The organism is Amycolatopsis magusensis, from assembly GCF_017875555.1.
Lineage (GTDB): Bacteria > Actinomycetota > Actinomycetes > Mycobacteriales > Pseudonocardiaceae > Amycolatopsis > Amycolatopsis magusensis.
In genome coordinates this window covers 8,309,841-8,322,116 of record NZ_JAGGMS010000001.1, presented here as the reverse complement: position 1 = coordinate 8,322,116, position 12,276 = coordinate 8,309,841, and the positions used below count along the sequence as shown (strand labels likewise).

Genomic DNA, 12,276 nt, shown 5'->3' with positions numbered 1-12,276 from the left:
ATGCGGGCTCGGCCATTTTCTGTTGCGCCGCACCGATGTCACCGGGCGAACGCGCGTTCACTATTGTTGACCGCGATCAGGTGACGAGGGGAGGCGGCGGATGGACCAGCTCCCGCTCGTTCTCGGTGCCGGTGCGGCGGTCCTGCTCGTTTCCGTGCTCGCGGTGCGGGTTTCCATCCGGCTCGGGCTGCCGTCGCTGCTGCTCTACCTGGGAATCGGTGTCCTGATCGGCGAAGCCGGGCTCGGCCTGGAGTTCGACGACGCCACGCTCACCCAGTCGCTCGGCCTCGCCGCGCTGGTGATGATCCTCACCGAGGGCGGGCTGACCACGCGCTGGCAGACGGTCAAACCCGCGTTGTGGCCGGGAATCGCACTGTCCACTGTGGGCGTTGCGGTGAGCGTCGCGATCACCGGCGCGGCACTGCACTGGCTGCTCGGCCTCGACTGGCGGATGGCGCTGCTCTGGGGTGCCGTGCTCGCCTCGACCGACGCCGCCGCGGTGTTCTCCGTGCTGCGCTCGGCGGGCATCGGCAAGCGGCTGGTCGGCACGCTGGAGGTGGAGTCGGGCATCAACGACGCGCCCGCCTACATCGCCGTGGTGGTGCTCGCCAGCGGCACCACAGTGGACTGGACGCTGCCGCTGCTGGTGCTCTACGAACTGGGCGCGGGCCTGGTGATCGGGCTGGTGCTGGGCTGGCTGGGCGCGGTCGCCCTGCGCAAGGCGGCGCTGCCGGCCACCGGCCTGTACCCGGTGGCCACCGTCGCGGTCTGCGTGGTCGCCTATTCGAGCGGGCAGCTCGCGCACGCCTCGGGTCTGCTCGCCACCTACGTCGCCGGGGTGGTGCTGGGCAACTCCCGCCTGCCGCACCGGTCCGACACGCTGTCCTTCGCCGAGGGGCTCGGCTGGCTGGCCCAGATCGGGTTGTTCGTGCTGCTCGGCCTGTTCGCCTCGCCGGGCAGGCTGCTGGAAAGCCTGGTCCAGGGCCTGGTGGCCGGGGCCGTGGTGCTGCTGCTGGCACGCCCGGCGTCGGTGCTGCTCTCCGCGCTGCCGTTCCGGCTGCCGTGGCGAGAACAGGTGTTCCTGTCCTGGGCCGGGTTGCGCGGGGCGGTGCCGATCGTGCTGGCGATGATCCCGCTCGCCCAGGGGGTGCCGGGCGCGCAGCAGCTGGTCGACGCGGTGTTCGTGCTGGTCATCGTGCTGACCCTGCTGCAGGGTGCGACGCTGACCCCGCTCGGCCGGTGGCTCGGGTTGTCCGACTCGACCGAGGCCAAGGAGATCCAGGTCGACGCCGCGCCGCTGGACGAGCTCGGTGCCGAACTGCTCCAGGTGCGCATCCAGCGCGGGTCGCGGATGCACGGCGTCTACGTCTCCGAGCTGCGGCTGCCGCCGGGGGCGTCGGTGAGCCTGGTGGTCCGCGACGGCAAGTCGTTCACCCCGCAGGCCACCAGCCGGTTGCAGGAGCTGGACCAGCTGCTCGTGGTCACCACCGAGGAGGCGCGCACCACGGCCGAGCGCCGGCTGCGGGCCATCGACCGGGCGGGCAGGCTGGCCCGCTGGCGGGGCGAATCCGGCACGTAGATGTGACTTGCATCACAGTGAGCATACTCTTTTGAGCTTCGTGTACTCCGAATGCGGCCGAATGGCCTACATTTCACCCGCCTCTATTAGCCCGAAAGGCTGATAGCCAGTGCAAGGAGTACGAAGCGTGGCTGACTTCCGCAACCTGCGCGGCCTGGCCGCCGCCGCGGTGCTGACCGGTGGTTCCCTGCTGGCCCCACCCGCTGCCTCGGCCGCCGGTCCCTTCCCGGCCTTCACCCTGCCGTTCGCTTCCGGGCAGGAAGTCACCTCGGCGGGCATCCACGCCGACAACAAGGCCGCCGAGGTCAAGAACGCGATCGATCTCAGTCCGCACGACGAGGTGGTGCGGGCGCCCCTCGCGGGCACCGTGCGCTTGCAGCACTGCGACGAAGGCGACTGGGTGACCGTCGACCACGAAGGTGGCTGGCGCACCGGCTACTACCACCTGGAGGAGATCACGGTCCGGGACGGGCAGGCCGTCGAGGCGGGCACCCCGCTCGGCAAGAGCGGCAACGCGCTGCCCTGCGGTGGCACCAGCACCGGCGCCCACGTCCACTTCACCCTGTGGACGCTGCCGGCGAACGCTCGTGACGCGCTCGAGTCCGGCGAGTGGGACGGCTTGAGCTACGAGCGGGTCCACGGCGAGTTCGCCGACGCGCACGGGGAGCCGGTGGACGGCAAGGTCTTCGGCGGCTGGCGGTTCGACGAGGGCCAAGGGGAGTACAGCGGGGTCGCGACGCACGTCGCCGACGGCCGGGTGGTCGAACTCCCGGGCCGGTTCCAGTACGAGTGATCGCCCTCTCACCCACTGGGCGGCCCTGGCGCGGGCGCCGCCCAGTGGGTTACCTTTCCCCGTAGGTCATGAGTGCCAGCGTCAAGCCCCGGTTCGCTGGCCGGCAACCCTCCAACCGCGGTGGGGTGCCCCGGGTGAGGACCTGGTTCGTCACGAGGTGTGGCGGGCAAGCGCGGATCTCCTCGGTCGGAGGTCCCGACCTCGAGGAGGCCTCCCATGACAATCGCCCACCCGTCGCCCGCCGCCACCCTCAACGGAGCTGCGCGCTGTTCTGTGCTCGAACGCACCGCCCTGGTCCCGTCCGTCGCCGGTGCGGAACTGTCCGTGCCGCTGGTGACCGGCACGAGCATCGGTTACGCGAACCTCGACCACGCCGCGAGCGCGCCCTGCCTGCAGCGGGTCCGCACCGCCGTGGACGAGTTCCTGCCCTGGTACGCCAGCGTGCACCGCGGTGCCGGGTTCGCGTCGCAGGTCTCCACCAAGATCTACGAGCGCACCCGTGGGGTGCTGCGGCGCTTCGTCGGCGCCCGGTCGTCGGACGCGGTGGTCTTCACCCGCAACACCACCGATTCGTTCAACCTGCTGGCGAAGTGCCTGCCGCGTGAGACTTCCGTGGTGCTGTTCGACACCGAGCACCACGCGGCCCTGCTGCCGTGGCGCGGCCCGCGCGTGCACCGGATCGAACCGCCGCGCACCCGGCTCGCCGCGGTGTCCGCTGTGGACAGTGCGCTGGCCGCGTGCGCCCAGGGGCCGCGGCTGGTGGTGCTCACCGGCGCGTCCAACGTGACCGGGGAACTGCTGCCGGTGGCGGAAATCGCCGCGGTGGCGCGGAAGCACGGCGCGCGGATCGCGCTGGACGCGGCACAGCTGGCACCGCACCGGCCGATTTCCTTGCGCGAGCTGGATGTGGACTACGTGGCGCTGTCCGGGCACAAGCTGTACGCGCCGTTCGGGGCGGGCGCGTTGATCGGCCGCGCCGACTGGTTGCGTGCCGGGCAGCCGTACCTCGCCGGCGGTGGCGCCACCAAAGTGGTGCAGCGCCAGGGGAACGAGTTCGGTGTGGTGTGGAATTCCGGGCCGGAGCGCCACGAAGCCGGTTCGCCGAACACGGTCGGCGTGTACGCGCTCGGCGTCGCCTGCGAGACGCTCGCGGAGAACTGGGACGCCGTCCGTGAGCACGAGGACGCGTTGCTCCGGCGGTTGCAGCGCGGGCTCGCTTCGGTGCCGGGGTTCGCGGAACTGTGCCTCTTCGACGCCGACGTCGACCGGGTCGGCACGCTCAGCTTCGTGATCGACGGCTTCGAGCCCGGCTGGCTGGCCGCGGTCCTCTCGGCCGAGTACGGGATCGGCGTGCGCGACGGCGCGTTCTGCGCGCACATCGCCACCCGCCGCTTGATCCGCGAAGCCGGTGGCGAGGGGCAGCAGGCGGTGCGGGTCAGCCTCGGCCTCGGCAGCACCGAGGAACACGTCGACCGGCTGCTGCTGGCCCTGCGTCAGATCGTCGCCAGGGGAGCGCGCTGGGACTACGCCAAGCTCGATGGCCGCTGGGCGCCGACGCCGGACCCGCGTCCGCTGCCGGAGTTCCTCGACTGAGGCTGGACGGGTGACGGCGGACGTGATCTTCTGCGGGGATGGGTGATCCGCTGGAGGAACGTGAGTCGGCCGCCGAAGCGCTGCGGCTGGTGGCCGACGCCGCCGGGCCGTACCTGGCTTCGCTGAGTGATCGGCTGGTGCAGGACCCGGCGGCGGCGCCACTGCTGGACGCGCTGGACGGCCCGTTGCCGGAGCAGGGCGACGGCACACTGGCGAGCGTCCGCGAGTTGTTGCGCGTCGGCACCGGGGCGGCGACCCATTCCTCCGGGCCGCGGTTCTTCCACTTCGTCGTCGGCGGCTCGACTCCCGCCGCGCAGGCCGGGGACTGGGTGACCAGCCTGCTCGACCAGGTGGCCGGGCTCTGGCCGAGTTCGCCGTTCGCGGCGCGGGTGGAAACCGTCGTGCTGGGCTGGCTGAAGGACCTGTTCGGGCTGCCCGCTTCCTACGGCGGTGTGCTGACGCCGAGCGCGACGCTGGCCAACCTGACCGGCCTCGCCGCCGCCCGCCACTGGTGGGCGGAGCGGCACGGCGTGGACGTCAGCGCCGACGGGCTGGCCGGCCTGCCACGCCTGCCGGTGTTCTCCAGCGGTTACGTGCACCCCAGCAGCCGCAAGGCGTTGCAGATCCTCGGGTGCGGGCGCGACACCGTGCGCGTGTTCAGCCGGGACGACGCCGGCCGGGTCGACCTGGCCGCGATGGAAGCCGACCTCGCCGCGGTCGGCGGTCCCGCGGTGCTCATCGCGAACGCGGGTGAGGTGAACGCGGGCGACTTCGATCCCGTCGCCGACTTCGCGGACCTTGCCGAGAAGTACGGCGCGTGGCTGCACGTCGACGGCGCGTTCGGCTTGTTCGCGGCGCTCTCACCCCGCACCGCGCACCTCGTCCGCGGGGTGGAGCGGGCGGACTCGGTCGCCGCCGACGGGCACAAGTGGCTCAACGTCCCGTACGAGAGCGGGTTCGCCTTCGTCCGCGAACCCCGGCGCATGGCGCAGGCGTTCGCCATGCCCGACGCGGCCTACCTGCCGGTCGGCGACGAGGCCAGGATCAACTACAACTCCCTCGGCCCGGAGTCGTCCCGCCGCGCCAGGGCGCTGCCGATCTGGGCGACGCTGCGGGCGTACGGCCGTGAGGGCCACCGCGCCATGATCGAGCGCCACCACGACCTCGCGCTGCTGCTCGGCAAGCTGGTCGACGAGGCACCGGACCTGGAACCGCTCGCGCCGCCGGGGCTGAACGTGGTGTGTTTCCGCTACCGCCGAGACGGGCTCGACGACGACCGGCTGGACGAGCTGAACCGCCGTCTGGGGGCCGAACTGCTCGAAGACGGCCGGGTCTACGCTGGCACGACCGTGTACCGGGGGCGGACCGCGCTGCGGCCGGCGATCGTCAACTGGCGGACCGGCGAGACCGACATCGAACTGCTCGTTTCGGTGGTGCGGGAGATCGGCGCCCGGCTGGACTGACTGGGGGCGTTTCATGCGCGAACCGATCTCGGCGGGACGGCGGGACTACTGGGTCCCGCTGGTGCTGACCGCGGCGGTGCTGCTCGCCGGGCTCTTCGTGCCGGAGCCGGACTTCGGCTGGTTCGCCTACGCCCCGATCGGGGAGGACGGCCTCGACCAGTCCGTCGCGCACCTCTACGCCTACGCCCCCGCGGACAGCGCGATCGCCCTGCGGATCCCGCAGCCGTTCGACGCGTTCGGCTGGTGGCCGGTCGGCGCGCTCGCGGCCTTCCTGCTGACCGTGGCGTGGTACCTGTTCCGTTTCCGCGCCGGGAACCGGCCGTCGCCGTGGCGGATCGGGCTGCTCGTGGTGGGCGGGAGCGCGGCGATCCTCCTGCTGTCGTCCTTCGGCGCGGCGAGCTGGAGCCTGATCGACGAGTCCGGCTTCGTCAACGCCTTCGTGCTCCCGCTGGGCGCGCTCGGGCTGTGCGGGGTGGCCTGGGCGTACTTCGGCACCGGCCGCGGCCGCCGGGTCGCCGGCTGGCTCGGCGGGGTGCTGCTCGGGCTGGTGGTGAGCATGCTCGTGGCGATGGCCCTGCCCGGCTTGGACGACCTCCTGGTTTTCGCCGCCGGCCTGCTGGTCCTCGCCTGGCTGGAGCGCAGCGTGCTGCTCGCCGCGGTCACCGTGCTGACCGTGGTCGCCTCGATCGACCTGGCGCCCACCCCGCCCGGCCTGCTCCCCGCGCTGGTCCTGCTGGCCGGGGCGATCGCCGCGCTGGCCACCCGCCGTGGACAATGGCGTGGTGAGCGACCAGCCGACACCGTCTGAAGCCGAGCCGAGCGAGGGCACCGAAGTGCCCGCCGCGCCCGAGGCACCACAGCCGAAGCGGCGGGTGGCGTTGCTCGCGGTGATCGCGGTGCTGGTGCTCGCCGCCGACCAGGTGACCAAGGCGATCGCGGTGGCCGAACTGGAGTTCGCCGAGCCGGTGCGCGTCCTCGGCGGCGCGGTCTACCTGCAGCTGATCCGCAACTCCGGGGCCGCCTTCGGCATGGCCTCTGGCATGACCTGGCTGCTGGCGCTGCTCGCCTGCGCGGTGGTGATCGCGCTGATCTGGTTCGCCAAGCGGCTGCGCTCGCCCGGCTGGGCCATCGGCCTCGGGCTCATCCTGGCCGGCGCGCTGGGCAACCTGACCGACCGGTTCTTCCGCGCGCCGGGGGTGCTCCAGGGGCACGTGGTCGACTTCGTCTCGGTGTTCGCGCCCAACGGTGATGTGTGGCCGGTCTTCAACGTGGCCGACTCGTCGCTGTTCGTCGGCTGCGGCCTGATCATCCTGCTCTCGCTGCTGGGCAAGGACTACGACGGCAAGACGATCGAGAAGAAGGCCAAGAAATCGTGAGCGGGCGGATGCTGCCGGTCCCCGACGGCCTGGACGGGATGCGGGTCGACGCCGGGCTGGCCAAGCTGCTCGGGCTCTCCCGCACCGCGGTCGCCGACCTGGCCGCGGCCGGGGACGTGCTGCTCGACGGGTACCCGGTGGGCAAGTCCGACCGGCTCACCGCGGGCGGCCTGCTCGAGGTCACCCTCCCGGAGCCGCGGACCGTCGAGGTGGTCGCGGAGCCGGTCGAGGGCATGCGGATCGTGCACGACGACGACGACATCGTGGTGATCTCCAAGCCGGTCGGCGTGGCCGTGCACCCGAGCCCCGGCTGGACCGGCCCGACCGTGGTCGGCGGGCTCGCCGCCGCCGGGCTGCGCATCTCCACCTCCGGTGCCGCCGAGCGCCAGGGCGTGGTGCACCGGCTCGACGCGGGCACCACCGGGGTGATGGTGGTGGCCAAGAGCGAGCACGCCTACACCGTGCTCAAGCGGGCGTTCAAGGAACGCACCGTGGACAAGGGCTACCACGCGCTGGTGCAGGGCCACCCGGACCCGACCAAGGGCACCATCGACGCGCCGATCGACCGGCACCCCCGGCACGACTACAAGTTCGCCGTGGTCGCCGGTGGCCGGCCGAGCGTGACGCACTACGAGGTGGTCGAGGCGTTCCGGGCGGCTTCGTTCGCGCACATCAAGCTGGAAACCGGGCGCACGCACCAGATCCGGGTGCACTTCGCGGCACTGCGGCACCCGTGCGTCGGCGACCTGACCTACGGCGCCGACCCGGTGCTGGCCAAGCGGCTGGGCCTGACGCGGCAGTGGCTGCACGCGCGGACGCTCGGGTTCGCGCACCCGGCGGACGGCCGCTGGGTGGAGTTCGAGGCGGAGTACCCGGCCGATCTGGCCGACGCGCTGGAGAAGCTGCGCGCGGAGTCCTAGCGGCCCTAGTCCTCGATGGACCAGGTGAGCGACCGTTCGTCCACTTCCGGCCGCGCGTTCCAGCGCACCGAGACCACCCGCGTGGCCTCCGGTAGTACGTAGACGGTGTGCCCACCGGCGGTTTCGCCCGGCTGCACGCCGATCCGGTGCGGCGGCCGGGAAGACAGGGAGACCGGCGCCTTGCCGATGGCCTTGCCGTCGGCGGTGATCAGCTCCAGGTAGTTGTCCGGCAGCGAGGCGAACGGGGTCTGGCCGCGGTTGGTGATCTCGGTGTGCACCACCACCGCGCGCTCACCCGGCTCCAGGCTGTACCCGGCCGCGCTGAACAGGAAGTCCGCCGGATCCTGCACCTCGAGCAGTTGCAGCGCGAGGCGTTCGCCTTCGAGCCCCTGCGTTTCCAGCACCTCGCCCGCCTTCCCGGTGCGCTTGCCCGCGGGCAGGCCGGTGGACGGCGGCTGGTCGCCACGGGCCCACGACGCGCTCTGCGGCGGACCCCAGGTGCTCATCACCGGGTCGGCGGGCGGGGGTGGCATCGGCGGCCGGTGGAACTGCTGCTGCTGGTGCGGTGCCGGGGGTTGCTGCGGCGGCCGTGGCGGGGCGGGTGGCGGCTGGTAGCGGCCGGACGGCGTGCCCTGCACGGCGTATGCACCGCTCGGCAGGCCCTGCGCACCGGGCCGCTGCGGGGGCGGGGTGTGCACGTTGTACCGGCCGGACGGGGTCCCGGCGACGTTCTGCGGTGGCTGCTGCGGTTGTGGCTGGGCGACCGGCGGCCGCGGCCCGGCCCCGCCGACCAGCGCGGCACGCAGCCCGTTCGGATCGCTTTCCACGCCGACGAGCAACGGCAGTCCGCTACCGGACAGCGCCACCAGCCGGTAGGCCACCTCACGCGGGTCCATGCCGACCTTCGCGGCCAGTTCGTGCACGGCCGTCTTGCCCACCTCGGCCAGCGCGGCGAGCAGGCGGGCATCCACGGGATCGGTCACGGCCACAGCCGGTCACGCTACCGCCTCGGCCGCCCTGCGGTGTTCAGGCCCTGTCGTGTGTTCAGGCCCGGCGGCCCCGGTTCCGGTTAGGGTCTGGGGGAGACACCAACCGACACTGGGGGACGCCCGATGACCGAGGCCGTCGCACTCGCCGACGAGTTCACCGACCTGCTCTTCGAAGCCGAGCCGCTGACGCCGGTGCTGCTCGGGCTGGACCAGACCCGACCCGGCCTCGGCGATCCCGGCGCCGAGGCCGAACAGCGCCAGCGGGCCAAGCTGGCGGACATCGCCGAGCGGGCCGCCGCACTGGACCGCGCCACGCTCGGCGAGGTCGACCGGGTCACCGTCGACGTGCTGCTTTCCCAGGCACAGGCACACATCGACGGGATCGACTCGGGGCTGATCGAGTTCACCATCACCGACATGTTCATCTCACCGGCGGTGGGCCTGCTGACCACGCTGCCGATGATCACGGTGACCGAGGGCGCTTCCGCCGAGGCGCACCTCGGCCGGATCGCCGCGATCCCCGAGTACCTCGAGCGGATCGCCGACCGGCACCGCGCCGGGGTCGCGGCCGGGCGCACGCCCGTGGCGCACCTCGTCGAAGCCGCGATCCAGCACCTGGACCGCTACCTCGGCGACCCCGAGCACGACCCGCTGCTGCGCCAGGCGGCGCCGGACGAGGAGTTCGGGCGCCGCCGGGCCGAGCTGCTGGAGTCTGTGGTGCGGCCCGCCTTCGCCGCCTACCGCACGGTGCTCGCCGAGGAGATCGCCCCGCACGGGCGCCCGCTGGACCAGGTCGGGCTGAAGTGGCTGCCGGGCGGCGACGAGATCTACACCGCGCTCGCCCGCAAGCACACCACCACCGACCGCACCCCGGAGGACCTGCACGCCACCGGGCTGCGGCTGATCGGTGAGCTGGCCGAGGAGTACCGGGAGCTCGGCGCGCGGGTCTTCGGCACCAAGGACCTCGCGGAGATCTTCGACCGCCTGCGCACCGATCCCGCGCTGCGCTGGGAAAGCGCGGACGAACTGCTCGACTCCGCCCGTGCCGCGATCACCCGCGCCGAGGCGGAGGCACCGAAGTGGTTCGGCCGCATCCCGCCGCAGCCGTGCGTGGTCGAAGCCGTGCCCGAGGCGGAAGCACCCGGCGCCGCGGCGGCGTACTACCTGTGGCCCGCGGCGGACGGCTCGCGGCCGGGCACCTACTTCGCGAACACCCACCAGGCGACCGAGCGGTTCCGGCACATGTCGGAGGCCGTCGCCTTCCACGAAGCCATTCCCGGGCACCACTTCCAGCTCAGCACCGCGCTCGGGCTGGACCACCTGCCGCTGCTGCGCCGGGTCGGCGACTTCAACGCCTACTCGGAGGGCTGGGGCCTGTACTCGGAGCGGCTGGCCGAGGAAATGGGGCTGTACTCCGACGACGTGGCCCGGCTCGGCATGCTGAGCTGCGACTCGATGCGTGCCGGGCGGCTGGTGGTGGACACCGGGCTGCACGCGCTCGGCTGGAGCCGTCAGCAGGCGGTGGACTACCTGGTGGAGCAGACGCCGATGCCGCAGGTGGAGATCGAGTCCGAAGTGGACCGTTACATCGCCTTCCCGGGGCAGGCCCTGTCGTACATGGTGGGGCGCCTGGAAATCCAGCGCATCCGCGCCGAAGCCGAACGTGTGCTGGGCGAGAGGTTCGACATCCGTGCCTTCCACGACCTGGTGCTCGGCGGTGGTGCGTTACCGCTGTCGGTGCTGGACGCCGTGGTGACCGAGTGGGCGGCGAAATGAGCGCCGTCGACGAGCTGGCCCAGGAGTTCCTCGACCTGCACTTCGAGCACCAGCCGATGCTGCCGCTGATGCTCGGCCTCGGCATCCCGGACCGGCAGCTGCCGGACTTCGGCGCCGAAGCACAGGCCGGGTACCGCGCCCGCTACCTCGAACTGGGCCGCCGCGCGCGGGAAGCGAGCCCGCAGTCCCCCGAAGAGGAGACCACGCGGCTCGCGCTGATCGACTTCGCCCAGTCCGAAGTGGACCTTCTCGACGCGCGGGTGACCGACTTCTCGGTCAGCGACATGCAGGTCGGCCCGGCGCAGCACCTGCTGCTGTTCCTGCCGGTGCCCTCGGTGGCCGACGAGGCGAGCGCCCGTGCCCACCTGGACCGGCTGCGGGAGGTCCCGGCGTACCTGGCCGCGGCGATCGTCCGGCACCAGGCCGGTCTCGCCGACGGGCTGCGGGCGCCGGAATTCCTCGTGGACGCGGGAATCGCCAGTTTGAACCGGTATCTGAACGCGCCCGAGGACGACCCGCTGCGCCGGACGCCCGGTGTCGAGCTGGACGGGTACGCCGAGGAGCAGGACCGGTTGCTCACCGAGGTGGTGCGCCCGGCACTCGAGCGGTACCGCGATTTCCTGGTGCGGGAGCTGAAGCCGGGGGCGCGGGGCGCCGACCAGCCCGGTATCTGCTGGCAGCCGGAAGGCAAGGCGCGTTACGCGGCGCTGGCGCGGGTGTACACGACCACCGACCGGACGCCGGAGGAGCTGCACGCCACCGGTCTGGAGATGATCGAGAAGCTGGCGGGGGAGTGCCGCGAACTGGGCGCGCGTGTCTTCGGCACCGACGACCTGCCGGAGATCTTCCGGCGGCTGCGTGAGGACCCCGAACTGCGCTGGCGGGACGGCGAGGAACTGCTCGAGGGCGCGCGGGCGGCCATCCGGCGGGCGGGAGCCGTTGCCCCGCAGTGGTTCGGCCGGGTGCCGGAGCAGGTCTGCGAGGTGACCTCCATCCCGGAGGCCGAGGCCGAAGGCGGCACGATCGCGTACTACATCGAGCCGTCGCTGGACGGTTCGCGGCCGGGTGTCTACTACGCGAACACCCACCGCGCCGAGGAACGGCCGCGGTACACCAGTGAGGCGATCGCCTTCCACGAAGCCATCCCCGGGCACCACTTCCAGTTGTGCACGGCGCTGAACCTGACCGAGCTGCCCCTGGTGCGGCGGGTGATGAGCGTGGACGCCTACCTGGAGGGCTGGGGCCTCTACACCGAGCGGCTCGCCGACGAGATGGGCCTGTACTCCGACGACCTGTCGCGCTTCGGCATGCTCACCCAGGACTCCATGCGCGCCGGGCGGCTCGTGGTGGACACCGGGATGCACGCGCTGGGCTGGAGCCGTCAGCAGGCGGTGGACTTCCTCGTGGAGCACACCCCGATGGCGCGGCTGGAGATCGAGCTGGAGATCGACCGGTACGCGGGCTGCCCCGGCCAGGCACTGGCGTACATGGTGGGACGGCTGGAAATCCAGCGCATGCGCGCCGAAGCCGAAGCGGCGCTGGGCGATCGTTTCGACATCCGCGCCTTCCACGACGTGGTACTGGGCGCGGGGATCGTCCCGCTGCCCGTACTGGACCACGTCGTCCGAACCTGGGCCGCCTCCGCCGCCTGATTGCTATGAGTGGGGCATTACTTGCGTTGAATGCAAGTAATGCCCCACTCATAGCGTTCGCTACTCGACTTGGCTGGCTGGAGGCTCTCTGAACGTGTGGTTCGGCTGCTCGGGGCACCCGACTGGACACAAATG

The 12,276-nt window shown here is 72.1% G+C and carries 10 protein-coding genes and 1 riboswitch; of the genes, 9 read left to right on the top strand and 1 reads right to left on the bottom strand.

The features are described 5' to 3' along the window. The first annotated feature begins 100 nt into the window (after positions 1–100). From JOM49_RS37335 to JOM49_RS37305, 7 genes are all read left to right on the top strand, one after another. The gene (locus tag JOM49_RS37335; RefSeq protein ID WP_209668834.1) at positions 101–1,579 is read left to right on the top strand and encodes a potassium/proton antiporter; all 1,479 of its coding nucleotides are present in this window, start codon (positions 101–103) and stop codon (positions 1,577–1,579) included. 127 nt (positions 1,580–1,706) lie between these two features. Further along, positions 1,707–2,372 carry a M23 family metallopeptidase gene (locus JOM49_RS37330; protein WP_209668833.1) on the top strand — a complete coding sequence of 222 codons (666 nt, stop codon included), beginning with the start codon at positions 1,707–1,709 and terminating at the stop codon, positions 2,370–2,372. A 64-nt stretch (positions 2,373–2,436) separates the two neighbouring features. Continuing rightward, positions 2,437–2,551: riboswitch (SAM riboswitch) on the top strand. A 37-nt stretch (positions 2,552–2,588) separates the two neighbouring features. Then, on the top strand, positions 2,589–3,965 hold the full coding sequence (locus tag JOM49_RS37325) for an aminotransferase class V-fold PLP-dependent enzyme (protein WP_209668832.1): 1,377 nt from the start codon (positions 2,589–2,591) through the stop codon (positions 3,963–3,965). A 38-nt stretch (positions 3,966–4,003) separates the two neighbouring features. Further along, on the top strand, positions 4,004–5,428 hold the full coding sequence (locus tag JOM49_RS37320; protein ID WP_209668831.1) for a pyridoxal phosphate-dependent decarboxylase family protein: 1,425 nt from the start codon (positions 4,004–4,006) through the stop codon (positions 5,426–5,428). A 13-nt stretch (positions 5,429–5,441) separates the two neighbouring features. Continuing rightward, the gene (locus JOM49_RS37315; protein WP_209668830.1) at positions 5,442–6,236 is read left to right on the top strand and encodes a hypothetical protein; all 795 of its coding nucleotides are present in this window, start codon (positions 5,442–5,444) and stop codon (positions 6,234–6,236) included. Then, on the top strand, positions 6,211–6,804 hold the full coding sequence (lspA, locus tag JOM49_RS37310; RefSeq protein ID WP_308159004.1) for a signal peptidase II: 594 nt from the start codon (positions 6,211–6,213) through the stop codon (positions 6,802–6,804). Before JOM49_RS37315 ends, lspA begins: the two co-directional genes overlap by 26 nt. After that, positions 6,801–7,724 carry an RluA family pseudouridine synthase gene (locus JOM49_RS37305; RefSeq protein WP_209668828.1) on the top strand — a complete coding sequence of 308 codons (924 nt, stop codon included), beginning with the start codon at positions 6,801–6,803 and terminating at the stop codon, positions 7,722–7,724. The genes lspA and JOM49_RS37305 overlap by 4 nt, the downstream gene beginning before the upstream one ends. A 5-nt stretch (positions 7,725–7,729) precedes the next feature. Here JOM49_RS37305 and JOM49_RS37300 read toward each other — a convergent pair whose 3' ends face one another. Next, positions 7,730–8,713, bottom strand: a complete 984-nt coding sequence (locus JOM49_RS37300) for an Lrp/AsnC family transcriptional regulator (protein ID WP_209668827.1) — start codon at positions 8,711–8,713, stop codon at positions 7,730–7,732. A gap of 123 nt (positions 8,714–8,836) precedes the next feature. Here JOM49_RS37300 and JOM49_RS37295 point away from each other — a divergent pair, with 123 nt between their 5' ends. Next, positions 8,837–10,489, top strand: a complete 1,653-nt coding sequence (locus tag JOM49_RS37295) for a DUF885 domain-containing protein (RefSeq protein ID WP_209668826.1) — start codon at positions 8,837–8,839, stop codon at positions 10,487–10,489. Next, positions 10,486–12,141, top strand: a complete 1,656-nt coding sequence (locus tag JOM49_RS37290; RefSeq protein WP_209668825.1) for a DUF885 domain-containing protein — start codon at positions 10,486–10,488, stop codon at positions 12,139–12,141. The genes JOM49_RS37295 and JOM49_RS37290 overlap by 4 nt, the downstream gene beginning before the upstream one ends. The last annotated feature ends 135 nt before the right edge of the window (positions 12,142–12,276 follow it).